The organism is Paractinoplanes atraurantiacus (genome assembly GCF_900215205.1).
Classification (GTDB): Bacteria; Actinomycetota; Actinomycetes; order Mycobacteriales; family Micromonosporaceae; genus Actinoplanes; species Actinoplanes atraurantiacus.
Genome location: NZ_OBDY01000048.1, coordinates 1 through 24,122 on the forward strand (window position 1 = coordinate 1; position 24,122 = coordinate 24,122).

Consider the following 24,122-nt stretch of genomic DNA (forward strand, 5'->3'; position numbering starts at 1 on the left):
CCAATGCGCGATCGCGGCTTCGTCCCGCTCGATCGCGCGGGGAATGGGCAACTGGGCGGTGTAACCGAGCCGGCGCATCGCCTGCCACGCGGTCGTGACCCCGACCTGGATATGGAACATCGCCGCGATCAACGCCACGACCCGCGCCCACGTCCAGCGCTGGTCCTCGCCGTAGCCGGCGGCAGCCGGTCCCAGCTCGAGCCGAGCCTTGAGCCGGGCCAACTGCTCGTCGGACAGCTTCGGGTCCGGCCCGGCCGGACCACGCGACGCCAACGCCTCGGCGCCACCAGCGACCCACGCCCGCCGCCATCGATACGCCGACTTCGCCGACACCTCCAACAGCCCAGCAACCTCGACCGCCGACCTACCCTCAGCGAACAACACCGCCACCCGCTGCCACACTCGTTCCCGCCGCTCTCGTTCCACCTGGTCAACGCCGCCACCGTCGCCGTATCGCAGGTGATCAGCAGACCCGACACCAGCCAACCTGACGATCACCCACAAGCCTCAGTGGATCAGACACAGACCCTCACCCCGAAAGGTGTCTAGCACCGGGGTTGTCTTCAGAGCAGGGCGGCTATCGTCCACTCGCCGGCTATTGCTGCTGAGGCCAGTAAGCCCACTGCCAGGCCGTGGCGCATGGTGGCGGTTGGGCCGGCTATGCGCTGGTAGGCGAGGACTGTCAGCGGGATCAGCGGTAGGCCGCCCAGGAGGCCGAAGAAGAGGGCGCCTGCTGTGCCTGCGGTCAGGCGCCACCACGAAGACTCGTAGGCGACGTCGTCCACCAGGCGGACGTCCACGCGGGTGCCTTTGGTCATCTCGTCGCGGACGAACGCGACCCTTACCTGGTCGGGGGACGCGGTGGTTTCGCCGTCGGGGGTGAAAGGGCCGGCGCAGTCGGTGATCCTGGTGTTGATCTCGGTGTCCAGGACCTCGGTGGCGCAGGCTGTGATGGTCACCGTGCCTTTGGTACCGATGAGGCCCGAGCGGGCCAGGGCTTCCTCGCCGAACTCTCGGACGCCTAGCGCGTTCAGCCACATCCAGCCGAGCGCGGCGGCGGCCAAGAGGGTCCAGAAGACCAATTTTGTACGAAGGTCCCGCGCATCTTTGCCGCCCCGCGTCACGCTCACGGGTCCATTCTGGACTTCGGGGGTGGTGCTAGTCGAACTTTTCGTCGGGGTAGGTGCCGGCCAGCTCGGCTGACCACGGTTGCAGGGGGACGGCGGCGGGGCCGATCACGCGCATGGAGGCGAGGCAGGTCAGGAGCATGCCCTCGCCGAAGAAGGCCCTCGCCTCTTCGGGGGTGCAGCCGGTCAGGGCGCGGATGGTGTCGTAGAGGCGGCCGAAGCCGGTGCGCACGTGGTCGCCGATGGCCGGGTCGTCGCTGGCGGCGAAGCCGTGCAGGAGCATGGCCATCAGCTCGCGGCGGCCCAAGAGCTCGAAGTAGGCGTGGCCGAGGCTGGGCAGGCTGGGGTCGCGGTCGGCGGCGGCGCGGAAGGTGGCGTCGATGAGGTCGACCGTGTGCTGCATGGCGGCCAGGAAGAGCTCCTGCTTCGTGCGGAACAGGCGGATCACGTACGGCTGGGAGACGCCGGCCAGGCGGGCCACCTGATCGGTGGTGGTGCCGGCGTAGCCGCCGCTGCTGAACGCGGTGACGGCGGCCGCGACGAGCTGCTCCTGGCGCTCCTCGGCGGTGAGACGGATGCGAGACATGTTGACAGATTATCAGTCGATAACTACGTTGGTTATCAGTCGATAACAACTTGGGGGACGACAGTCATGACCGCCGTACTGGAAGCACCGGCCGCGCCGCGGCGCGCCGCGAAACCGCTGGCCGCGGTGCTCGCCGCCGTCGGCATCCCGACCTTCATGGTCGCCCTGGACAACCTGGTCGTGAGCACGGCGCTGCCGGTGATCCGGGCCGACCTGGGCGCCTCACTGACCGACCTGCAATGGTTCGTGAACGCGTACACGCTGCCGTTCGCCGCCTTCTTGCTCACCGCGGCCGCCCTCGGCGACCGCATCGGCCGCCGCCGCATGTTCGTGGCCGGCCTGGTCGTCTTCACCCTGGCCTCGGCCGCCGCCGGCCTGGCCTCGTCGCCGTGGCAGCTGACCGCCGCCCGCGCCATCCAGGGCCTGGGCGGGGCCGCCGTCGCCCCACTCGCGCTGACCCTGCTGTCGGCGGCGGTGCCCGACAAGATGCGTACCGCCGCCATCGGCATCTGGGGCGGCATCAGCGGCCTGGGCGTGGCCGTCGGCCCGGTCGTCGGCGGCGCGGTCGTCGAGGGCCTCGACTGGCACTGGATCTTCTGGCTGAACGTCCCCGTGGGGGTGGTCGCCGTGGTCCTGGCCCGCACCGTCCTGAGCGAGTCCCGGGGCGGCGCCCGCCGCCTCGACCCGCTGGGCCTGGTCCTCTCCGCCGCCGGCATGCTGCTGGTCATCTGGGGTGTGGTCGACGGACCCGACCACGGCTGGACCTCCGCCCGCGTCCTGGGCATGCTCATCACCGGCGGCGCGCTGATCGCCGCGTTCCTGTTCTGGCAGACCCGCAACCCGTCACCCATGATGCCGCTGTCGCTGTTCCGCTCCCGCGGCTTCGGCCTGGTCAACCTGGTGACCCTGGCCTTCTCGGCCGGCGCCTTCGGCTCGGTCTTCCTGCTGGCCCAGTTCTTCCAGGTGGTGCAGGGCCTGAGCCCCTTGGACGCCGGCCTGCGCACCCTCCCCTGGACCGCCGCCCCGATGATCGTGGCCCCTCTGGCCGGCATCTTCGGCGACCGCATCGGCCAGCGAAACCTGATCCTGGCCGGGCAGACCTTCCTGGCCGCGGGCATCGGCTGGATGGGTCTGTCCATCGGCACCGACGTCACCTACTCGTCGCTGGTGGCCGCCTTCGCCCTGGCCGGCATCGGTATGGGCCTGACCTTCGCCCCGGTCAGCACGGTGGCCATGGCCAGCGTCACCGAGGACCAGCGAGGCGTCGCCTCAGGCGTCAACAACACCATCCGAGAACTGGGCGTAGCCATCGGCGTGGCCGCCTTGGCCTCGATCTTCAGCTCTTACGGAAGCTACGCCACCCACCAGTCCTTCGTAGACGGCATCAAGCCCGCCGTGATCGTAGGCGCCCTGATCGTCGCCGCCGGCGCCGTGATCGCCCTCTTCCTCCCCCAGCGCAAGCCCTGATCCGCACCCCTTTCGCGAGCCGGACCGCCACCGCGGCCCGGCTCGCCCGATGTACCGCTACTCTTCGAGGCGAGATCTGCGACGTCTTGCGGGAAGTCCATGTGCACGTGCTCGACGACCTGGACGGCCTATCACCGAGAGCGCGGGCTTTCCTGAGACGAAGCGGCGAACGGCACCAGAGGGACGCCGATCGGCTGCCCACCGACTACCTCCAGGTGCCGCACCGGTCGGGCCGCCCGGTCATCGCTCCGATGGAGCTGATCGTCCGCAGGGAGGGTTTCGCCCAGCGCTTCGGCGGTTTGACCTACTCGATACGACACCGCGTACGCTCGAATGCCGACTTGCTCGAAACAGTCCGCCGCTGGGATTTCCTCCTCGACGACTGGATCCGCCACGAGCCAAACGGTTGGTCGTTCGGCTGGGCCGGCCAACACGTGTCCTCCCCCGTGCGCCATCTGGTACACACCGACGGCCGGTTCGGAGTGACCTTCGGCGGCCCGTTCCTGGAGGTCAGCCCATCAATCAACCACATGATCGAGTCTCACGCCCTCCTGGACGAGATGGCCGACTGGCATCCCTTACCCGGCAACGCCTTGGAACCGTGGGCCGCCGGCCGCACCAACGGCAGCCCACTCGAGCGACGCGCCACCCTGCGCCCGATACCCGAGGCATCCGGACCGTGCGACCGTTGGTTCCATTCGGACACCCTGACAGTGCGCCAGTCCCTCCGCTGGACCGAGGACCACCCCCGCCCACCCACCATCGAGGCGTGGACCCGCAACGCCAAGGCATAAGGCCCGCCATAGCACCCAGCCAGCACCGCAAAAAGGGCGCGGTGTCTTGGCTGGCGGTCAGGGGCGTGAGGCGGGCTTCGCGGATGATCGCGGCGCGGTTCGGGAAGATCCCGACGACGCCGGCGCGGCGCCGGATTTCTTTGCCGAGGCGTTCCTGTGTGCCGTTCGAGCGGACCTGTTTCCCCAGTTCGGTGGGGAACGCGGTGAACGCGAGCAGGTCGTCGCGGGCGTCGGGAAAGTGTTCGGCGATCATGCCGAGGACCCAGGTGTATCGGGCGAGAGCTGCGACTTCGACAGCGACTTGATGGCGAACTGCTCGGCCAAGTTTCCACCCGCCGGGTCGAGACGCCCAGCTGAGTTCGCCGTTCTCGGCCCCGCAGACCCCCGTCGACCGCAGCCGGGGAGCCGGGGGTGACCACTCGAGGCATGAAGCGCTCCCCAGCCAGCACGAGTGGGCACCCCCGGCTCCCCGCCGTCCCACCGCAAGAAAGCCCCAAAGTAAGTCGGGTGGGTGACAGCGATCGAAAAACCGTTCACACCGAAACGATCTCCATCGAGAAACCTGGATGATCTAGCACCCCCTCCCCACCTGCACAGCTGCCTGGCCAGGACCACGAACTCCCTGGACAAAAGGGACGATTGCGGGCCTCGATTACAAGGTGCGGCGAATTGACGCGTCTCTTAGCGTCGGAGACGTGGGAGACGAACCCAACATCGGGCGGGCGCCAGTGCAACGGCCGCCTCGAGGGCAGGCCCGGGTCGGCAAGGCCGTGGGCAAGGCGCGCACGCCCGAGAACGCGCCCACCCATTACATTCCGATCGGCTCCCAGGAGCCGCCACCCGTCTTCGTCGACCCCACCGGTGGCCGCCGCCGGTGGATACGGCGTACCGCGTACGGCATCGGGCTTCTCCTGGTCCTTGCTCTGATCGTCGTCTGGCTGAGCCAGCTCGGCGGTTCCGCTCCGCCGCCCGGCCGGACGCCCGGCCCCAGCAGCGCGGCAGCCGCGCGGTGACCGTCTACCGGGCCACGCCCCCTCCGCACGACCCCGCCGAGTCCACCGGCCGGCTTCCTCCGATTCAGCGCAAGCGCCGGATCCGGCGGCGGCGCTTCTTCTCGGGCGGCCTCGGCCTCGTCGTGCTTCTTCTTCTCGCCACCGTCATCCTGGTGTCGGTCTACACCGACGCCGGTTTCAGCCCCGACGGCACCACCCAGAGCACCACCTCCTCCGACGACGTCCCCGACTCGATCAGCGAGGGCGGCCCCGTCATCGACGTGAACGCCGAGGGTGAGGTCCGCACCTACGGCATGCCCGCCAAGACGATCGCGCTGACCTTCGACGACGGGCCCGATCCGCTGTGGACTCCCAAGATCCTCGACGTGCTGAGCCGGCATCATGCCCCGGCCACCTTCTTCGTCGTCGGTTCCCAGGTCGCGCGCCATCCTGATGTCGCCGAGCGGATCACCGCCGAGGGGCATGAGATCGCCGGGCACAGCTTCACCCACCCCGACCTGGCCCGGCTGCCGAACTGGCGGCGGGAGATGGAGAATTCGCAGACGCAGCTGGCCATCGCCTACGCGACCGGGCGCTCCTCCTCCTTGATGCGGCCGCCCTACTCCTCGTTCGCTGACGCCATCTCCGACGAGGACTGGCAGACCGTGCAGGACGTCGGTGCTCAGGGCTATCTGACCGTGCTCGACACCATGGACAGTGAGGACTGGAAGCGGCCCGGCGTCGACGCCATCGTGCGCAACGGCACGCCGAAGGGCACCGGTGGCCAGATCCTGCTCATGCACGACGCCGGCGGGGACCGGTCGCAGACGGTGGCCGCGCTCGACCGGCTCATCCCGGAGATGCAGCGCAAGGGCTTCCGGTTCAGCACGGTCAGCGCCGCCCTGGGCGACGAGGTCAATCCGGCCGCCACCGACGAGGCCGTGTGGCGGGGACGGGCGCTGGTGTGGACGGTGCACTTCGCCGACTTCGTGCTCGACATCCTCTGGGTGCTGCTGATCGTGGCGGGCGGGCTCATCGTCGTACGCACACTGATCCTTTTTCTTTTCGCCTGGCGGCATTCGCGGCATCGGCGCAGCCCGGACTGGTCGTGGGGCCTGCCCGTGTCGGCGCCGGTGACGATCGTCGTGCCCGCCTACAACGAGGAGAAGACGATCGCGCCCGCCGTGCGGTCTCTCGCGGCGTCACGACATCCGAACCTCGAGGTCCTGGTCGTCGACGACGGGTCGACCGACGGGACAGTCGCGGCCGTCGAGGAGCTGGGCCTGCGGAATGTGAGGATTGTCAGAATCCCGAATGGAGGTAAGGCGAACGCGCTGAACGCCGGTGTGGCCCTGTCGCGCAGCGAGCTCGTCGTGATGGTGGACGCGGACACCGTCGTGGAGCCGGAGGCGGTGCACCGGCTCGTCCAGCCGTTCGGCGACCCGATGGTCGGCGCGGTGGCCGGCAACGTGAAGGTCGCCAACCGGGGCAGCCTGATCGGCAAGTGGCAGCACATCGAGTACGTGATCGGGTTCAACCTGGACCGCCGCCTCTACGACACCTTCGGCTGCATCCCGACCATCCCCGGCGCGCTGGGCGCGTTCCGCCGCCGGGCCCTGACCGAGGCCGGCGGCCTGAGCACCGACACGCTGGCCGAGGACACCGACCTGACCATGGCGATCCACCGGGCCGGCTGGCGCGTCGTCTACGAGGAGTCGGCGCGGGCCTACACCGAGGCCCCGGCCAGCATGAAGCAGCTCTGGAAGCAGCGCTACCGCTGGAGTTACGGCACCATGCAGGCGATGTGGAAGCACCGCCACGCGGTCGTCGAGTCCGGCCCGTCGGGACGGTTCGGCCGGCGCGGCCTGCCGTTCATCACCCTGTTCAGCGTGCTGCTGCCGCTGCTCGCCCCGCTGATCGACCTGATGGCGCTGTACGGGCTGCTCTTCCTCGACCGCAAGATCACCATCATCGGGTGGCTCGCGATGCTGGTGGTGCAGGTGCTGACCGCCATCCTGGCGTTCCGGCTCGACCGTGAGCCTCTGCGCCCGCTCTGGACACTGCCGCTGCAGCAGATCGTGTATCGCCAGCTCATGTATCTCGTTCTCCTGGTGTCAGCGCTCGCCGCGGTGACCGGCCGGAGGCTGCGCTGGCAGACGATCCACCGTACGGGCGATCTCAGCTCGGCCCCGAGCCCGGCCCGCGGCGTATAACGTGATCGCCGGTCGGGTAGAGGAGAGCTATGCCTTCCGCGGGAGAGATGTACGGCGGTCGTTATCGTCTCGACGAGAGGATCGCCGCCGGTGGCATGGGCGAGGTCTGGCGGGGCACTGACACGGTGCTCGGCCGGGACGTCGCCGTCAAGACGCTGCACGCGGACCGCGCCAGCGACCCCAACTTCCAGACGCGTTTCCGCAACGAGGCGCGGGCCATGGCCGCCCTGCACCATCCGGGCGTGGCCGACGTGTACGACTTCGGCGAGACCGAGGGCGGCACCGACGCGTTCATCGTGATGGCGCGGGTCGACGGGGAGCCGCTCAACCAGCGGATCGCCGCGCGCGGGCGGCTCAGCGTGGACGAGACTCTGTCGGTGGTGTCGCAGGCCGGCAAGGCGCTCGAGGCCGCGCACCGGGCCGGCATCGTGCACCGCGACGTCAAGCCGGGCAACCTGATCATCAAGCCGGACGGCACGGTCGTGCTGGTCGACTTCGGCGTGGCCCGCCAGGCCGACACGGCGACGATGACGGCGGCCGGCGAGGTCGTGGGCACGGCCATGTACATCGCGCCCGAGCAGGTGTCGAAGGAGCCGATCACCCCGGCCGTCGACGTCTACGCGCTGGGCGTCGTCGCCTATCACTGCCTGGCCGGTCAGCCGCCCTTCCTGGGCGACAACCCGGTCGCCATCGCGATGCAGCATCTCAGCGAGCCGCCACCGCCGTTGCCGGGCGACGTGCCCCCGGCCGTGCAGGCGCTGGTCATGCGGGCGATGGCCAAGCGGCCGCAGGACCGGTTCGCGTCGGCGGCCGCGATGGCCGGCGCCGCCGATCAGATTCTCGCCGGCGTCGACACGACGACGGTCCTGGCCGCGATCGCCACTCCCCCGGCGGCGACCACGGCCGCGCTTCCGGCACAACAAGACCCATCAAGGTCCCGCAGCCGTACGCCGTGGATCGCGGCCGCGGTCGCCGTCCTGGTCCTGGCGGCGGCCGGCGTGGCGCTGGCGCTGACCTGGCCGGACGACGACAAGGAGACCCCGTCGGGCACACAGCCGTCCGCCACTTCGCCGGCCTCCGCCGGCACGGGCAACGCGCCGGTCAAGACCACGACCAGCAAGCCGAGGCCGACCTCGAACCCGACCACCTCGCGTTCGCAGCAGCCGGTGCCCGCAACCACCAAGCCGTCGGCACCGGTGACCACCACGACATCGCCCAGCTCGGACGAGTCGGAACCCTCGGAGCCGGAGACATCGGCCCCGGAGGAGACCACCACCCCACCGGAGACCACCGAGGGCCCCGAGGAGAACGCCAGCACCCCGGCCGACGCCGGACCATGAGAAAAGGGGCCCGAGCGGGCCCCTTTTTCTCTTCTCAGTCCACCTGGACCATGGTCAGTGCCGCCACCTGCTTCTGCAGCTGGGCTACCTGCTCGCTCAGCTCGGCGATCTGCCGGGACAGGTCGTTGAGTGGCTGCTTGCTCGGTGCGTACCGCTGGAAGTCGCTCGCCGCCTGGTTGACGTTTGTGTACGGGTTGCGCATGCGGAAGCCCCAGACACGCTCTTCCACCTTGTTGATCTCGCCCGAGATCCAGGACTTGTCAGAGGAAGTGAGAGCCACGGGAATGTCCTCCAGATGCCAGGAGGCCGTCGAGGCCTCGAGGGATGTCGTGTAAGACGACGAGAAATGCGCGTGGTGGTCGTGCGGGTTGGAGCCGCTGTAGGTCTGCTGCTTCCAGCCGTTGCTCTGCTGCCAGATGCGGCGGTTGAAGATGATGTAGCGCAGCCTCTTCTCGGCGCCGGAGCGGCACCGTTTCAGCAGGAACTGCACCACGGTCTCCATGGTCAGGCCCGGCTCGCGCAGGTCGACGTCGACGTCGATCGCATGCACTTCGTGGATCTTGTCGGCGTCGTGGATCGGCACGTTGCCGACCTCGTCGTCGTTGTGGTCCGACTGCGACGCCTGGTGCGCGCTGTCACCGATCGAGCCGTCGCTTTCCTTGTCGCGGTTGGGCGCGATGGTGTTGAACTCGGACCGCAGCTTGACCAGGCACGGGACCAGAATCCAGTCGGCCATGCGTCAGCTCCTCACGCTGCGTGGATGACGGCGGGCAGAGTAGCAGTACCCGGCACGGAAGGTCATCATTCCGAATAGGGCGCATTGTCGACTGTGCTCGACCCCACAAATTCCGGCAACCGGCCGACCCCTTCGAGTGACCCCCGTGTCACCACCATGGTGCCCTTTCAGCCGATGTGGATCCAGACGTCGTCGAGGGAACCATGGAACTGGTCGTTATTCCGACCTACGCCCTTGCCGCCGACACTGAACGGCTGCGTGGTCACGATGGAGAGTCCCTCGGGCACGGCCGAGGTGGCCTGCACCTGGTCGTCGACGACGACGGCGAGCGTGGGGCCGGTGCGGCGGCACTCGATCGTGTGCCAGTCGTCGTCCATGATCGACTGCCGGCTGCGGGCGGTGTACGAGGCGCCGCCGTCCTTGCCGGTCAGCACGCAGCTGGGCTTGCCGGTCGCGCCGTCCAGCTGGAGCTTGTACTGCCCGCCGGCGCCGGCGATGCCCTTCTGCACCACGTTCTGGGCGGTCTTCGTCGTGCCCGGCCGCACCGTCGCCCCGTACCGGAAAGGCTTGTCCGAAGGGTTGAGATCGGGCGTGTCGGCGGCCTGGAGGACCAGCTTGGGGCAGGTCTCGTCCGCGCAGCCGGGCGGGAACGAGAGGGCCTGGCCCCAGGCGTGCGGGGTCAGGGCGACCTTGCCGCCGTCGCGCATCACGGCCCGCAGCAGGTGACCGTGCCCGGAGCCGTCGTCGAAGGTGCCGTCGGCGATCGTCGTGTCGAAGTTGTACGAGGCCACGGGCCCGGTCGCCGGGCCGCCCTCCTCGCGCGGCGGCGCGCCGGTGAAGGCGGCGTAGCGCTTGCGCGGGGCCGCGTTGACGGTGGTGAAGTCGCCGACCGCGCTGATCGAGCCGAGCGCCTGGCTGGTGGCGATCTGCCGGGTGCCGGCCACGCCGTTGGCCTGCGGCGCCCACTCGAGCAGGTTGCCCTGCGCATCCACCGCGGCCAGCTTGCCCCGGGTCACCGAGCCGTCGGTGCACACGCCGCGGACGCCGTTGTTGCCGGTCGTGCAGGCTTTGTCGAAATGGCCGCCGACGTAGGTGATGCCGTCGAGCACCGCGATGGCCTGGGCGTCACCGTCGAAGACGCGGGTCCAGCGGGTCGCGCCGGCCTTGGTGTAGGCGACGGCCCGGCCGCCCTGGCCGCCCAGTGCGGCGTAGACCCCGTTCGCGTCGGCGGCGAGAGCGAAGACCTGAGAGACCGGCTTGGGTACGAAGGAAGCGTCGGTCACGCCGGTCGCCGGGTCGACCGCGGAGAGCCGGATCGTCGAGCTCACGTTGTTGGTCCGGTGGAACCGGCCACCCACGTAGACGCGGTCGCTGGTGACGGCGAGCGCGTTGACGGTGTCGTCGGCCGCGGGCGCCCACGCGTCGAGCGCCCCGGTGCCGAGCGTGAAGGCGGCCAGGTTGGCGCGGGGCACACCGTCCACCGCGGAGAGCCGGCCGGCCAGGTAGAGGCGGCCGTTGCCGGTGGCCAGGGCGTTCGGCTGGCCGGTGACCGAGTGGCGCATCGTGGTGAGCATGCCGCTGGTGGCGCCGATGCCGGCCACCGCGTCGCGGGCCTCGCCGTTCACCGTGTCGAAGTCGCCGGCCGCGTAGACCACGTCGCCGGCCACGGCCAGCGCGCGGACGTTGGCGTCGGCGCTGGGCCGCCAGTCGAGCAGGGCGCCGGTGCGGGCGTTGAAGGCCGCGAGCCGGGTGCGCGCGACGTTGCGGCCGCCGACGATGGCGGTGGTGAAGTTGCCTCCCACGTAGACGGTGTCACCGCGGTAGACGACCGCGTAGACCGGGCCGTTGAACGAGGGGGCGGCGGAGGGCTCGGAGGTGACGACACCGGCGAGGGCGGCGCCGGCCGCGACTACGACGCCGGCGATCGCCAGGACGGCACTTTTTCGGATGTTGCGCACATTGGTCGTTAACTACGCTTTCCGTACGAGGTTGCGGCGCCGGCCGGGTGGCGCCCGTGACGGCGGCCACTATGCTTCCTGCGTACGGAATCGAAAAGGGAGAATGCCGTGCGTCGAAGCCTGCTGACCGCCGCTCTTGTCGTGACGGCGGCCCTGGCCGCCGGATGCGAGGTCGAGATCGCCCCCGATGCCGTGCGGGCGCCGGTCAGCATCAACCCGACGCCGTCGGAGTCGGCCGGCGTGCCCAAATACGTGTGCACGGCCGTCTACAAGACCCTGACCGACGGCGCGCTCGAGGTGGCGCCGTGGATCGGCAAGTCCAGCGACGAGGCCAAGGCGAAGATCAAGCAGGTCTTCACCGACATGGCGGCGGAGGTCGACGCCGAGGTCGCGCGGACGACGGAGCCCGGCCTCAAGAGCGCGCTGCGGGACATCTCGGGTGACCTGGCCGCCGGGGCGCAGCTGAGCGACCCGGCGGCGTACGTCAATGGCGATTTTCAGACCGTCGGCCAGAAGCTCGACGGGAAGTGCGGCGCCTAGCCTCGTCAAACGAAGATGCTGAGGATCATCACGCAGGCGAAGCCGACCACCGAGATGATCGTCTCCATCACCGACCAGGTCTTGATGGTCTGGCCCACGGTCATCCCGAAATATTCCTTGACCAGCCAGAAGCCGGCGTCGTTGACGTGCGAGAAGAAGAGCGAGCCGCTGCCGATGGCCAGCGCCAGCAGCGCCACCTCGGGCTTGTCGAGCGTCGTGGCCAGCGGGGCCACGATGCCGGCGGCGGTGATCGTCGCGACCGTGGCCGAGCCCGTCGCCACCCGGATGCCGACCGCGACCAGCCAGCCCAGCAGCAGCGCGTTGATGTTGGCGTCCTGAGCGGCGTCGGCCACCACGTTGCCGACGCCGGCGTCGACCAGCACCTGCTTGAAGCCGCCACCGGCGGCCACGATGAGCAGGATGCCGGCGACCGGCGGCAGGGCGCCGCCGACGACGGCCGAGGTCTGCTGCCGGTTGAAGCCGGCCCGCTTGCCCAGCGAGTACATGGCGATCAGGACGCCGACCAGAAGCGCCACGATCGGCTCGCCGATGGTCTCCAGGGCCGACCGCACGCCGTTGCCCTCGTCCAGGGTCAGCTCGGCGATGGCCCGGGCCAGCATGAGCACGATCGGCACCAGGACGGTGAGCACGGCGGGCCAGAAGCCCGGGTTGCGGGTCGGCCGGGGCCCGCCCTTCTCCTCCACGACGTCGCCCAGGTCGTCGCCGGTGGTCGTGGCGGTCGTGGTGCCGCCGGTTCCGCCCGCGGCCGGGGCCGCTCCCACCAGCGCCGGCACCTGCAACGGCACCCGCTTGGCGATGAAGTTGCCGAAGATCGGGCCGGCGACGATCACGGTGGGGATCGCGCAGATGATGCCGAACAGCAGCGTCAGGCCCAGGTCGGCGTTCAGGTTGGCGATGGCGACCAGCGGGCCCGGGTGCGGCGGCACCAGGCCGTGCAGCACCGAGAGGCCGGCCAGCGCCGGGATGCCGATGCGGAGAAGACCGATGTCCGTACGGCGGGCCACGAGCAGCACGATCGGGACCAGCAGCACGACGCCGACCTCGAAGAACAGGGGCAGGCCGATCAGCGCCGCGACCCCGGCCATGGCCCACGGCAGGGCCGAGCCGGAGACGCTGTTGACGATCCGGTTCACGATGCCGTCGGCGCCGCCGGACTCGGCCAGCAGCGCGCCGATCATCGCGCCGAGCGCGATCAGCACACCGACGCTGCCGGTGGTGTTACCGAGCCCGGTGGTGAACGACTTGATGGTGTCACCGGCCGACGCCCCGGCGACGATGCCGAGAACGGCCGAACCGATGATCAGCGCGAGGAACGGATGGAACTTCGCCCAGGCGATGAGCAGGACGACGGCGATGATCCCGAGCACGGCGGCGAGAACCAGCTGACTGGTTCCGGCGTCCGTGATGGCCTCAGCGGCGAGGGGTGTCATTTTCGGGCGGTTACCCAAGGCGAGTGATTTTCAATCTTGGCTGGGTAATGTCGGACCCGGTGAGTCCGGCCACTGTTCCCCATGACCTGCGCGCCGCCGTCCGGGTCCGCCCGGCCGACGCGGCGTGGGCCTTCGCGTTCCGGGCCGGGCTGGCCGTCGCGGTGCCCCTGGTGGTGCTGATCGCTTCCGGTCACACGGCGTGGGCCGGGGTGGCGACCTTCGGGGCTTTCACCGCGCTGTACGGTCGGGACGAACCCTACCGGCGGCGAGCCGTGATCGTCGCGTTCAGCGCGGCCGGGCTGGTCGCCTCCGTGGTGATGGGAACGCTGGCCGCCCTGGCCCCGCATCCCGAGATCGTCGGGGTGGCGGTGATCGCCCTGATCGGCGGGGCGGCGACCCTGCTGTGCAATCGCTACCGGGTCGGCCCGCCGGCCGGACTGATGTTCGCTTTCGCCGCCGCCGTGGCCAGTGCCCTGCCCGCGACGGCCTCGTCGGTGCCCCGCAACGCGGCTCTGACCGCCGCCGCGGCCGCCGTGGCCTGGCTGATCGTCATGTCCGGGGCCCTGGTCGCCCCCGACGCGCCCCGCCGCCTGGCCGTGGCCCGCGCCCTGCGGGCCGCCGCCGCCCTGCACACCGCCCCCGCCGGCCCACCCGGCCTCCAGGCCCGGCAGCAGGCGGCCCTCGCCGTCGACCGAGCCTGGCGCGCCGTCGCGGCCGGTCGCTGGGCCGCCGCCGGCGCCAGCGCCGGCCCGGGCGACGAGTTGCGGGCCGAGGAGATCCTCGTGGCGCACGCGGAGAACGAACTCAGCGGGGTGCACGGGCGCAGCGCAGAGGTGGCCGCCGAGCTGCGGGCGCTCGCCGCGCGGGTCGGGCCGCGCGGCCCCATCCCGCGTCTGCGGGCCACCCCGGCCGAGAACGCCCGGATCGCCGAACGCCGCCTGGGCGCCTCCCTGCTGCGCGACCTGCCCACCCCGGGTCCCGGCACGCCCCGGCGCCCGCTGTGGCCCGCGGCCGCCCGGGTGGCCTTCGGCGCTCTCATCGCGGGCGCCGCCGCCGGCGTGCTCGTGCACGTCACCGGTCTGAGCCATCCGTATTGGGCCGCCGTCTCCGCGGTCGCCGTCCTGCAGACCGCCTCGCTGCGTCTCTCCACGCAGAAGGCCATCCAGCGGGCCGGCGGCACGATAGTCGGCCTGCTCCTCGCCGGCCTGGTCGTCTCCATTCCCGGCGGGCCGTGGATGATGGTCGCCGGCATCGTGCTGCTCCAGGTCGTCGCCGAGTTGCTGGTGATCCGCAACTACGGCCTGGCCATGCTCGCCATCACCCCCCTGGCTCTGCTGGTCGGCGAGCTCGGACACCAGACCCCGCCCCTCGACCTGATCGGCGACCGTCTGGTGCAGACCGTCCTGGGCAGCCTGCTCGGCCTGGCCGCCGCGCTGCTGGTCCGCAACCGCGCGGCCAACCGCTACCTGGCCGAGGCCGTCACCGCGGTCGAGATCGGCACCGACGCCCTGCGCCGCGATCCGGCGGATCCCATGCTCGAGGCGAGGCGGCTCGCGCTGCTGGTCGCCACGCTCCGGGAGGCGTACGACGTGGCCGCCGGCGAGCCGGGTCTCCAGCCCGAGATCACGGCCCGCGTCCTGGAGGCCGAGAAGTCGGCCCGCGACTCCTTGGCCGTCCTGACCCACCCGAACAAAGCCGCTTAAAGGCGCTCGGCGAGGGCCCGCCAGTGGCCGGGTTCCAGCGGGAACGGGTTGCCTCCGGCGGGCATGCGCAGGATCAGGGCGTCGCGGAAGCGGGTGTCGAACCGCAGCTCCGCGCGGGAGATGCCGTGCCAGCGGTCGAAGCGGAGCCCTACGGCGGTTCCGCCCGGGATCTCGTGCGGGTCCGAGACGATCGCGCCCATCGCGACCACACCGCCGGCGGGGCCGCTGTGCCACAGGGCCACCTCGTCGCCGGCGGCGATCCGGTCCCGGTAGCGGCGGATCGTCCAGTCGCCGTCGCCGCAGTGGCCCCGGGCCGGGTTGTGCTGGAAGAGCCAGTGGGCCATCAGGTGAACAGCTCGCGGACGAACACGCCGACGTTGCGGAAGACCTCGGCCAGGCCGTCGCCGATGCCCTGGGCGATGTCCGCGGCGGGGCCCGGATTCGTCCCGATGTAGAAGATCACCAGGATGAGCACGATCCAGCCCAGGGCCTTCTTCATGAGCCCGGCTCCCTTCCCGCACGTCGCTTACATGATCGTGGCATGCCGGCGGGCCAACTTCCCGGAACTTCACCCGCGCGGCGAACAGATAAGGCGTGCCGAGAACTTGACAGTCACTATGAAGTGAGAGCTACTGTCAAAACATGGTTACTTCCACTTCGCGCTGGTACGCGCTGGCCGCGCTGGCGCTGAGCACCCTGGCCGTCGGTCTCGACACCACCGTGCTGAGCGTCGCCCTGCCCACCCTCGCCCGTGATCTGTCCGCCTCCACCGGCGACCTCCAGTGGTTCACCACGGCCTATCTGCTGGTCCTGGCGGCGGCCCTGCTGCCGGCCGGCCTGCTCGGCGACCGGGCCGGCCGCAAACGCATGCTGATCGGCGCGCTCGTGCTGTTCGGCGCCGCCTCCGTGGCCTGCGCCTACGCGCAGAACTCCGGGCAGCTGATCGCCGCCCGGGCCGTGCTCGGCCTCGGCGCGGCCGTCATCATGCCGCTCTCCGGCGCCGTGCTGACCACGCTCTTCGACCGGGAGTCGCGCCCGCGGGCCATGTCGATCTGGGTGACCGCCAGTGCCCTCGGCATCCCCCTCGGCCCGCTGCTCGGCGGCTGGCTGCTCGACAACTTCTGGTGGGGCTCGGTCTTCCTGATCAACGTGCCCGTGGTGGTCGTCGGCGTGGTCGCGCTCGCCCTGTGGATGCCGGAGTCGCGCGGCGAGGGCGGCCGGCTCGACGGGCTCGGCCTGGCGCTGTCCGCGGCCGGGCTGGTCGCGGTGACGTACGGCGTCATCTCGGTCGGCGACCGCGGCTGGTCCGACGGGCGCTCGCTGGGGACGATCGGCGCCGGCGTCGTGCTGCTGGCCAGTTTCGCGCTCTGGCAGCGGCGCGCCTCGAAGCCCCTGGTCGACCTCGGGCTGTTCCGGTCCCGCGCCTTCACCGGCGGCGGTTTGCTGGCCACGATCGCCAGCTTCGCGATGCTCGGGCTGCTGTTCACGCTGCCGCAGTTCTTCGCGGCGGTCGGCGGGCACGACGCGTTCGGCTCCGGCCTGCGCCTGCTCCCGGTGATCGGCGGCCTGATCATCGGCGCCCGGGCGGCCGACAAGCTCCGGTCGCGCCTGTCCGCCCGTACGGTGATCGCGGTCGGTCTCGTCCTGATCTCGGCGGCGTCGTTGCTGGGCGCGCGGACCGAGGTGTCCACCGGCTACGGCACGATCGCCGTCTGGATCACCCTGGCCGGACTCGGGCTCGGCCTGACCATGCCGCCGTCGCTGGACGCCGCTCTCGGCGCCCTCTCCCCCGAGCGCAGCGGCGTCGGCAACGCCGTGCTCCAGGCCATGCGCCAGGTCGGCGGCGCGATCGGGGTGGCCGTGCTGGGCACGGTCGTCAGCGCCGGCTACCGCAGTGGCGTTCCCGCCTCGGTGCGGGACGGGATCGCCACCGCCGTCCGGCTCGGCGACCCCGGCCTGCTCGCGCGGGCGCAGCGGGCCTTCACCCACGGCATGGACATGTCGCTGCTGGTGGCCGGCGCGGTCGCGGCGGCCGGCGTGGTGCTGGCGCTGGTCGTCATGCCGTCCCGCACCGCGGTGCCACCGGCCGAGGTGAGCGAGAAGGCTTTGGCAGAATCGGCCCTATGACCTCATCGCCACCCGGTGTGCCGCTCGGCCTGCGCGAACGGAAGAAAGCCAGGACCCGGGCGGCGATCCGGGAGGCCGCGATGCGCCTGTTCGAGGAGCAGGGCTACGCGGCCACCACGGTCGAGCAGATCGCCGAGGCGGCCGAGGTGTCGCCGAGCACCTTCTTTCGATATTTCCCGACAAAAGAGGACACGATCCTCAGCGACGACTACGACCCGATGGTCGTCGAGGCGATCCGGGCCCAGCCGCCCGACGTGCCAGTGATGCGGGCGATCCTACGGGGCATGCGCGGCGTCTTCGAGAAGCTCTCCGAGCAGGAGTGGGCAAGCGAACGCCGCCGCATGCGCCTGATCGAAACGGTCCCCGAGCTGCGCAATCGTCAGCAGCAACAGACCGTGGCCGCGGTCGGCCTGCTGGCCGACGTCATCGCCGAACGCGAGGGCCGGCCGGCCGACGAGAACGCCCGCGTGGTGGCGGGCGCCCTCGTCGGCATCGTCCTGGCGATCAGTCCTCCCGGAGCCGGCTTCGAGCCGCACGACTTCGACCGGATCGAGCTGGCGCTGACCGCGTTGAAAAACAGCCTGGAAGACTTCTAGACCGTACGGGCCAGACGGTCGGCCAGGAGCTTGGCGAACCGGGCCGGGTCGTCCAGGTCGCCGCCCTCGGCCAGCAGCGCCGTGCCGTAGAGCAGCTCGGCCGTCTCGGGCAGCGCCTCGTCCGACGCGTCTCGCTCGTGAGCCGCCCGCAGACCGCTGACCAGCGGGTGGTTCGGGTTCAGCTCGAGGATCCGCTTGACCCGCGGCCCCTCCTGGCCCATCGCCCGGTACATCTTCTCCAGCGTCGGGGTGATGTCGTCGGCGTCGCTCACCAGGCACGCGGCCGAGGTGGTGAGACGGTGCGACAGGCGTACATCCTTGATCTGCTCTTCCAGGCGCTCCTTGAGGAAGCCGAGCAGCGGCGCGAAGTCACCCTCGGGCTCCGGCGTGTCCTTCTCCGAAGGAAGGTCGACCGACCCGCGGGCGATCGACTGCAGCTTCTTGCCGTCGTAGTCGGGCACCGCCTCGACCCAGATCTCGTCGACCGGGTCGGTCAGGATGAGCACCTCGTAGCCCTGCGCCTGGAACGCCTCCATGTGCGGCGAGTTCTCCACCTGGGAGCGCGATTCGCCGGTCAGGAAGTAGATCTCCTCCTGGCCCTCCTTCATCCGCTCGACATACGCGGCCAGCGTCGTCGGCTCGCTGCCCGCGGTGGAGGAGAAGGTGGCCACGTCCAGAATCGCCTTCTGGTTGTCGTGGTCGTTGAGCAGGCCTTCCTTGACCGCCCGGCCGAACTCGCGCCAGAACGTCGCGTACTTCTCCGGGTTGTTGTTCAGCAGGTCCTTGATGGTCGACAGCACCTTCTTGACCAGCCGGCGGCGGATCATCTGGATGTGCCGGTCCTGCTGGAGGATCTCCCGGGAGATGTTCAGCGACAGGTCGGCCGCGTCGACCACGCCCTTGACGAAGCGCAGGTAGTCGGGGATCAGCTCACGGCTGTCGTCCATGATGAAGACGCGCTTGACGTAGAGCTGCAGGCCGCGGGCCGAGTCGCGCTGGAACAGGTCGTGCGGGGCGCGCGAGGGCAGGAACAGCAGCGCCTCGTACTCGAAGGTGCCCTCGGCCCTCATGTTGATGATCTCGAGCGGCTCGGACCAGTCGTGGCTGATGTGCCGGTAGAACTCGTGGTACTCCTCGTCGGACACCTCGGAGCGCGGCCGCGCCCACAGCGCCTTCATCGAGTTGAGCGTGTCGTCGCCCATCTTGATGGGGAACGAGATGAAGTCCGAGTACTTCTTGACGATCTCCTTGATCTTCCACTCGTCGGTGTAGTCGTAGAGAGCGTCCTCCTCGTCCTTCGGGCGCAGGTGCACGGTGACCGTGGTGCCGACCGGCGCGTCGGGCGCGTCGTCGATGGTGAAGGTGCCCTCGCCGGCCGACTCCCAACGGGTGCCGTGCCCCTCGGTGCCGGCCTTGCGGGTCACCAGGGTGACCTGGTCGGCCACCATGAAGGTCGAATAGAAACCGACGCCGAACTGGCCGATCAGTTCGGGGCTCTCCTTGGCCTCCTTGAGCTTGCGCAGCAACTCGGCCGTGCCCGACTTGGCGATCGTGCCGATCAGGTCGACGACCTCGTCGCGGGTCATGCCGATGCCGTTGTCGCGCACGGTCAGGGTGCGCGCCTCCTTGTCCGCGGCGATCTCGATGTGCAGGTCGGAGGCGTCCGCCTCGAGACCGTCCTGCAGCGTGGCCAGACGCAGCTTGTCCAGCGCGTCCGAGGCGTTCGAGATCAGCTCACGCAGGAAGATGTCCTTGTTCGAATAGATCGAGTGGACCATCAGCTGCAACAACTGCCGAGCTTCGGCTTGAAACTCCAACGTCTCCATGCCCTGATGTTACGAAAACGCCCCGCCGGAGATCCGGCGGGGCGTCGAAGGTTGTTGCGTACGCGTCAGCGCTTGTCGATCGCGACGAACTCGCGCTCGGGCGAGCCCGTGTAGAGCTGGCGCGGGCGGCCGATCTTGTTGGCCGGGTCGTTCATCATCTCGGTCCACTGGGCGATCCAGCCGGGCAGGCGGCCCAGCGCGAACAGCACGGTGAACATCTTCGTCGGGAAGCCCATGGCCTTGTAGATGAGGCCGGTGTAGAAGTCCACGTTCGGGTAGAGCTTGCGCGAGACGAAGTAGTCGTCGCGCAGCGCGATCTCCTCGAGCTGGAAGGCGATCTCCAGCAGCGGGTCGGGCTTGTCGAGCGTGGAGAGCATCTCCTGGGCGGCCTTCTTGACGATGGCGGCACGCGGGTCGTAGTTCTTGTAGACCCGGTGGCCGAAGCCCATGAGCTTGACGCCCTTTTCCTTGTTCTTCACCCGGGTGACGAACGAGTTGACGTCGCCGCCCTCCTTGCGGATCTGCTCGAGCATCTCGAGCACCGCCGCGTTGGCGCCGCCGTGCAGCGGGCCGGAGAGGGCGTTGATGCCGGCCGAGACCGACGCGAACAGGTTGGCCTGTGCCGAGCCGACCAGCCGCACGGTCGACGTGGAGCAGTTCTGCTCGTGGTCGGCGTGCAGGATGAACAGCATGTCCAGGATCTTGGCGATCTTGGGGTCGACGTCGTACTGGACCGTCGGCAGACCGAAGGTCATCCGGAGGAAGTTCTCGACGTAGTCGAGGGAGTTGTCCGGGTACGGCAGCGGGTGGCCGATGGACTTCTTGTACGCGTACGCGGCGATCGTCGGAAGCTTCGCCATCAGGCGGATGCCCGAGATCTCGACCTGCTCGGCGTCGAGCGGGTCGAGCGCGTCCTGGTAGAAGGTGGACAGCGCGGTGACGGCCGAGGAGAGCACGGCCATCGGGTGGGCGTCGCGCGGGAAGCCGGAGAAGAAGGCGCGCATCTCCTCCTGCAGGAGCGTGTGCACCCGGATCTTGTCGCCGAAGTCCTTGAGCTGCTGCGGCGTCGGCAGCTCGTCGTGCATCAGGAGGTACGAGACCTCGAGGAAAGTGGATTTCTCCGCCAGCTGCTCGATCGGGAAGCCGCGGTAGCGGAGGATGCCGGCGTCACCGTCGATGTAGGTGATCGCCGACGTGGTGGAGGCAGTGTTGACGAAACCCTGGTCGAGGGTCACATAGCCGGTCTCTTTGAGGAGAGCACTGACGTCGATGCCACCCGGGCCCTCGACAGCCTCACGTACCGACATCGACAGTTGCCCGCCGGGATGGTCGAGCTTGACATCCGTCATGTATTTCCCTCGCTTCACCGGCAGATGTCCTACGAATTTTGTCGTTTACCGTAAACCCTCAACCTGAATGGGTCATCAGGCGGCTCCCTGCTGAGGGATTGATCACGAAGAGTGGCGCTCCCGCATAGATAATGGTTGGTATCAGAACCCGGAGGTGCACCACATGCGTCGTCCGAGTCCCTCACCCGTCGTCGTAGGAGTCACCGGCACGCCGGCCGGTCTCGCCGCCGTGCGCCTGGCCGCGCGCGAAGCCCTCTCACGCGGCCGCCAACTACGCATCGTCCACGCGTTCACCTGGTCCGATCTCGATGACGACCGAGCCCGCCGAGCCGCTTCCCGGGTGGTCGACGAGGCCATGACCACCGCCCAGCGTTCCACACCCGGGGTGCGCGTGACGGGACAACTCGTCGACGGGCTGCCCGATCGCGTGCTGCTGCGCCTGGGCCGTACCGCCGAGTTGCTGGTCGTCGGCGACGACGACCTGGCCACGACCCCCTGGCTTCCGGAGATGTCGGTGCTGGTCCAGGCGGTCTCCCGGGCCTGGTGCCCGGTCATGGTGGCCCGCGGGCCACGGCCTCCGGCCGGCCCGGTGCTGGTCGCGGTCGACGGGTCCGCTCACTCTCTCGTCGCCCTCCAGCACGCGGCGAGAGAGGGTGTACGCCATCAGGTCGCCGTCCATGTCGCCCACGTCTGCCCCGATCCCGGTGAAGGCGAGCGGCTCGTCGCCAAGGCGGTGGGCTCCGTCCCCGAGCTCGACGACCACGAGGTGCACCTGCTCTCCGGGGCGCCCGGTCCCACTCTCGTGCGCCAGTCCGCACACGCCCGGATGCTCGTGCTCGGGCATCGCGGCTCCGACGGGGCCGGCCTGATCGGCTCGGTGGCCCGCGAGGTGCTGCACCACGCGGCCTGCCCGACCGTCTTCCCGCACGGCCGGCGGGTCCCTCCCCCGCGCAAGCCACTCAAGGGGAACGCTCTGGCGCGGTAACCGCTCAGCCCGGCCGCTTCCGGGCCGAACTGGTCAGTGATGACCGAGAAATGGCGGCTCTTCGGAGTGGCCGGATTGGCGGCGACGGCCGCGTACACGGCGAACCTGGGCTCCGTGGTCAATGCCCTGTGCCTGCTGACGATCGGTGCCGGCACCATCTGGGCGTGCTTCACCGGGCCGCGCCGCTTCGGGGCCGAACCCCGCGTGGCCTGGCGGCTGATGGCCTTCGCCGCCACCAGCTTCCTGCTCGGCGTGCTCATCCGGCCGGCCGTCAACGACCTGGCCCAGCCGCTGCCGCTGCTGGCCGACGCGGCCACCATCCCCGGCTACGTCATGCTGGCCGCCTTCCTGATCATCCTGCTGCGCTGGCGGGTCAGCATCGACCGGCACGCCGTCCTCGATGGTCTGATCTTCTGCCTGGCCGGCGGGCTGGCCGCGGCGCTGCTGCTCGCCGCGCCGGCGGCCGAGATCCAGGACCGCGACGAGATCCAGAACGTGCTGGCCGCGTTCTACCCGCTCTTCGACGTGCTCCTGCTGCTGCTCGTGGTCAACCTGACCTTCACCGCGCGGCAGTGGCCGCCGAGCCTGTTCACCCTGCTCGGCACGATGACCATGCTCTTCGTCGGCGACACCGCCTACGCGATCATCGGCACCACCGGCGAGACGTACGCGTCGCCGCTGCTCGACGTGCCCTTCCTGATCGCGTACGCCCTGCTCGGGGTGACCGCCCTGCATCCGTCGATGGTGCAGCTGAGCCGCCCGGCCCGGCCGCCCGTGCAGGCGTGGTCGGTGCGCCGGGTGGCGGTGCTCGCGCCCGCCTCGATCACGCCGTTCGTGCTGCTCGTGGTCATCACCGACCCGACCCGGGCCGAACGGGTGACGATCGCCCTGGCCGGGGTCCTGTCCACCACGCTGCTGCTGGTGAGGGCTGTCTTCGCCGTACGGGCCCAGGTCGTGGCCCAGCTGCACACCGAGCACCAGGCGCTGCACGACGCGCTCACCGGCCTGCCCAACCGGCTCATGCTCTCCGAGGAGATCGAGCGGCTGCTCGGCCGGGCCACACCGGGCGGCCTGAACCGGGTCTGGGTGTTCGTGCTCGACCTGGACGGCTTCAAATACGTCAACGAGAGCTGGGGCCACGACACCGGCGACCAGCTGGTCATCGAGCTGAGCCGCCGGCTGCGCGCGGCCGCGCCGGCCGCGGTGCCGGTGGCCGCGCTCGGCGGGGACGAGTTCGCGCTGGCCTACCTGGGCGAGCGGGAGGGCGCGCTGCGGCTCTCCGACGAGATCAGCCGCTGCTTCGCCCAGCCGTTCTCGATCCGGGGCATCGACGTCACCATCACCGCCTCGATCGGCGTGGCCTCGGCCGCGCCCGTCGAGTACGGCAGATATCCGCAGGTCACCGAGGCCCTGATGCGTGACGCGGACACCGCCATGTACCGCGCCAAGTCGGAAGGGCCGGGCCACACCACCATCTTCGACGCCGCCATGCACGAGGAGGTCCGCGAGCGCATCGAGATCGAGGTGGCCCTGCGCCGGGCCCTGGAGGTCGGCCAGCTGCACGTCGCGTACCAGCCACTCGTCCGCGTCAAGAACGGGGTGCCGGTCGGCGCCGAGGCGCTGACCCGCTGGGTGCACCCCGAGCGCGGGGCGATCTCCCCGGCCGTCTTCATCCCGATCGCCGAGGACGCCGGGCTGATCGGGACCCTGGGCGACTGGGTACGCCGTGAGGCGCTGCGCCAGCTCGGCCAGTGGCGCCGCGACGGCACCGTCGGCGACGACTTCTACCTGTCCATCAACGTGTCGGCCCGGCAGCTCACCGACCCCGAGCTGCCGCTGATCATCTCGGCCGAGCTGCTCGAGACCGGGGTGCCGGCCCGCTGCGTGGCCCTGGAGATGACCGAGTCGGTGCTGGTCGACCCGGACAGCACCTCGGGCCGGGTGCTGTTCGAGCTGCGCGAGCTCGGCGTCCAGCTGCTGATCGACGACTTCGGCACCGGCTTCTCGTCGCTGTCCTACCTGCGCCGTTTCCCGGTCACCGGAGTGAAGCTCGATCGTTCCTTCATCACTGGGCTCGGGCAGAGCACCGAGGACGACGAGATCGTGCGGGCGGTGACGGCGATGAGCTACGCGCTGGGGCTGACCGTGATCGCCGAGGGGGTGGAGACGCGGTTGCAGCGTGACGTACTGGACGCGATCGGTGTGACCCGCGGCCAGGGCTGGCTCTGGGGCCCGGCCGTGCCGGCCGCCGAGTTCGCCGCGCACTGGCACGTCTCGGGCGCCGCCTCTTTGCACAGTTCTCTCGATTCGCCCAAGACCTCTGGCGGTTGAG

The 24,122-nt window shown here is 70.1% G+C and carries 21 protein-coding genes and 1 pseudogene; 11 read left to right on the forward strand and 11 right to left on the reverse strand.

Annotated features, from left to right (window positions below; all coding sequences use genetic code 11):
- The 3 genes from CRP55_RS49160 to CRP55_RS49170 all read right to left on the reverse strand — a co-directional run.
- Positions 1-426: winged helix-turn-helix domain-containing protein (locus CRP55_RS49160; RefSeq protein ID WP_245923973.1), on the reverse strand; the 426-nt coding region annotated here is incomplete at its 3' end.
- A 137-nt stretch (positions 427-563) separates the two neighbouring features.
- Positions 564-1,130 carry a hypothetical protein gene (locus tag CRP55_RS49165; RefSeq protein WP_143235504.1) on the reverse strand — a complete coding sequence of 189 codons (567 nt, stop codon included), beginning with the start codon at positions 1,128-1,130 and terminating at the stop codon, positions 564-566.
- A gap of 28 nt (positions 1,131-1,158) precedes the next feature.
- Positions 1,159-1,713, reverse strand: coding sequence for a TetR/AcrR family transcriptional regulator (locus CRP55_RS49170; RefSeq protein ID WP_097329014.1), 555 nt, complete (start codon positions 1,711-1,713; stop codon positions 1,159-1,161).
- Between the two features lie 66 nt (positions 1,714-1,779).
- Here CRP55_RS49170 and CRP55_RS49175 point away from each other — a divergent pair, with 66 nt between their 5' ends.
- Together CRP55_RS49175 and CRP55_RS53735 are read left to right on the forward strand one after the other, a co-directional pair.
- Positions 1,780-3,180, forward strand: a complete 1,401-nt coding sequence (locus CRP55_RS49175; RefSeq protein ID WP_097329015.1) for an MFS transporter — start codon at positions 1,780-1,782, stop codon at positions 3,178-3,180.
- A 251-nt stretch (positions 3,181-3,431) separates the two neighbouring features.
- Entirely contained in the window at positions 3,432-3,974 is a 543-nt protein-coding gene (locus CRP55_RS53735; protein WP_179855689.1) for a hypothetical protein, read from the forward strand.
- 79 nt (positions 3,975-4,053) lie between these two features.
- Here the strand turns inward: CRP55_RS53735 and CRP55_RS56610 are convergent.
- A pseudogene (locus CRP55_RS56610) lies at positions 4,054-4,233 on the reverse strand (transposase); the annotation flags it as partial.
- Positions 4,234-4,669: 436 nt separating this feature from the next.
- Here CRP55_RS56610 and CRP55_RS52630 point away from each other — a divergent pair.
- The 3 genes from CRP55_RS52630 to CRP55_RS49190 are packed head-to-tail and all read left to right on the forward strand — an operon-like array spanning position 4,670 to position 8,519.
- Positions 4,670-4,987: a hypothetical protein gene (locus CRP55_RS52630; RefSeq protein ID WP_143235506.1), complete on the forward strand. Its 318-nt coding sequence runs from the start codon at positions 4,670-4,672 to the stop codon at positions 4,985-4,987.
- Positions 4,984-7,179: a bifunctional polysaccharide deacetylase/glycosyltransferase family 2 protein gene (locus tag CRP55_RS49185; RefSeq protein WP_218855180.1), complete on the forward strand. Its 2,196-nt coding sequence runs from the start codon at positions 4,984-4,986 to the stop codon at positions 7,177-7,179. The genes CRP55_RS52630 and CRP55_RS49185 overlap by 4 nt, the downstream gene beginning before the upstream one ends.
- 29 nt (positions 7,180-7,208) lie before the next feature.
- The gene (locus CRP55_RS49190; RefSeq protein ID WP_097329016.1) at positions 7,209-8,519 is read left to right on the forward strand and encodes a serine/threonine-protein kinase; all 1,311 of its coding nucleotides are present in this window, start codon (positions 7,209-7,211) and stop codon (positions 8,517-8,519) included.
- Positions 8,520-8,553: 34 nt separating this feature from the next.
- On the opposite strand, the gene CRP55_RS49195 is transcribed toward CRP55_RS49190, so the two are convergent.
- Positions 8,554-9,255, reverse strand: coding sequence for a hypothetical protein (locus tag CRP55_RS49195; RefSeq protein ID WP_097329017.1), 702 nt, complete (start codon positions 9,253-9,255; stop codon positions 8,554-8,556).
- A gap of 167 nt (positions 9,256-9,422) precedes the next feature.
- A complete protein-coding gene (locus CRP55_RS49200; RefSeq protein WP_097329018.1) occupies positions 9,423-11,213 on the reverse strand; it encodes a LamG-like jellyroll fold domain-containing protein in 1,791 nt (596 codons plus the stop codon).
- Between the two features lie 108 nt (positions 11,214-11,321).
- Between CRP55_RS49200 and CRP55_RS49205 the strand changes: the two genes are divergently transcribed.
- Complete coding sequence (locus CRP55_RS49205) at positions 11,322-11,753, forward strand: hypothetical protein (protein ID WP_097329019.1); 432 nt, start codon at positions 11,322-11,324, stop codon at positions 11,751-11,753.
- A gap of 5 nt (positions 11,754-11,758) precedes the next feature.
- On the opposite strand, the gene CRP55_RS49210 is transcribed toward CRP55_RS49205, so the two are convergent.
- The gene (locus CRP55_RS49210; protein WP_097329020.1) at positions 11,759-13,204 is read right to left on the reverse strand and encodes a GntP family permease; all 1,446 of its coding nucleotides are present in this window, start codon (positions 13,202-13,204) and stop codon (positions 11,759-11,761) included.
- Positions 13,205-13,263: 59 nt separating this feature from the next.
- Here CRP55_RS49210 and CRP55_RS49215 point away from each other — a divergent pair, with 59 nt between their 5' ends.
- Positions 13,264-14,907, forward strand: a complete 1,644-nt coding sequence (locus CRP55_RS49215; RefSeq protein ID WP_143235508.1) for an FUSC family protein — start codon at positions 13,264-13,266, stop codon at positions 14,905-14,907.
- On the opposite strand, the gene CRP55_RS49220 is transcribed toward CRP55_RS49215, so the two are convergent.
- Positions 14,904-15,251 carry an EVE domain-containing protein gene (locus tag CRP55_RS49220; protein WP_097329022.1) on the reverse strand — a complete coding sequence of 116 codons (348 nt, stop codon included), beginning with the start codon at positions 15,249-15,251 and terminating at the stop codon, positions 14,904-14,906. The genes CRP55_RS49215 and CRP55_RS49220 overlap by 4 nt on opposite strands.
- Positions 15,251-15,406, reverse strand: a complete 156-nt coding sequence (locus tag CRP55_RS53740; RefSeq protein ID WP_179855690.1) for a hypothetical protein — start codon at positions 15,404-15,406, stop codon at positions 15,251-15,253. Before CRP55_RS53740 ends, CRP55_RS49220 begins: the two co-directional genes overlap by 1 nt.
- Before the next feature lie 143 nt (positions 15,407-15,549).
- On the opposite strand from CRP55_RS53740, the gene CRP55_RS49225 reads away from it, so the two are divergent.
- Positions 15,550-17,034, forward strand: a complete 1,485-nt coding sequence (locus CRP55_RS49225; protein ID WP_097329023.1) for an MFS transporter — start codon at positions 15,550-15,552, stop codon at positions 17,032-17,034.
- Positions 17,031-17,630 (forward strand): TetR family transcriptional regulator, encoded by a 600-nt coding sequence (locus CRP55_RS49230; RefSeq protein ID WP_097329024.1) that lies wholly within the window; start codon positions 17,031-17,033, stop codon positions 17,628-17,630. Before CRP55_RS49225 ends, CRP55_RS49230 begins: the two co-directional genes overlap by 4 nt.
- Here the strand turns inward: CRP55_RS49230 and htpG are convergent.
- Together htpG and CRP55_RS49240 are read right to left on the reverse strand one after the other, a co-directional pair.
- Positions 17,627-19,456 (reverse strand): molecular chaperone HtpG, encoded by a 1,830-nt coding sequence (gene htpG, locus CRP55_RS49235; protein WP_097329025.1) that lies wholly within the window; start codon positions 19,454-19,456, stop codon positions 17,627-17,629. The two genes, CRP55_RS49230 and htpG, sit on opposite strands and share 4 nt — an antisense overlap.
- A 65-nt stretch (positions 19,457-19,521) precedes the next feature.
- Positions 19,522-20,805 carry a citrate synthase gene (locus CRP55_RS49240; protein WP_097329026.1) on the reverse strand — a complete coding sequence of 428 codons (1,284 nt, stop codon included), beginning with the start codon at positions 20,803-20,805 and terminating at the stop codon, positions 19,522-19,524.
- A gap of 163 nt (positions 20,806-20,968) precedes the next feature.
- Here CRP55_RS49240 and CRP55_RS49245 point away from each other — a divergent pair, with 163 nt between their 5' ends.
- Together CRP55_RS49245 and CRP55_RS49250 are read left to right on the forward strand one after the other, a co-directional pair.
- Positions 20,969-21,790, forward strand: coding sequence for a universal stress protein (locus tag CRP55_RS49245; RefSeq protein ID WP_097329027.1), 822 nt, complete (start codon positions 20,969-20,971; stop codon positions 21,788-21,790).
- A gap of 39 nt (positions 21,791-21,829) precedes the next feature.
- A complete protein-coding gene (locus CRP55_RS49250) occupies positions 21,830-24,121 on the forward strand; it encodes a putative bifunctional diguanylate cyclase/phosphodiesterase (RefSeq protein WP_097329028.1) in 2,292 nt (763 codons plus the stop codon).
- Position 24,122: the final 1 nt, after the last annotated feature.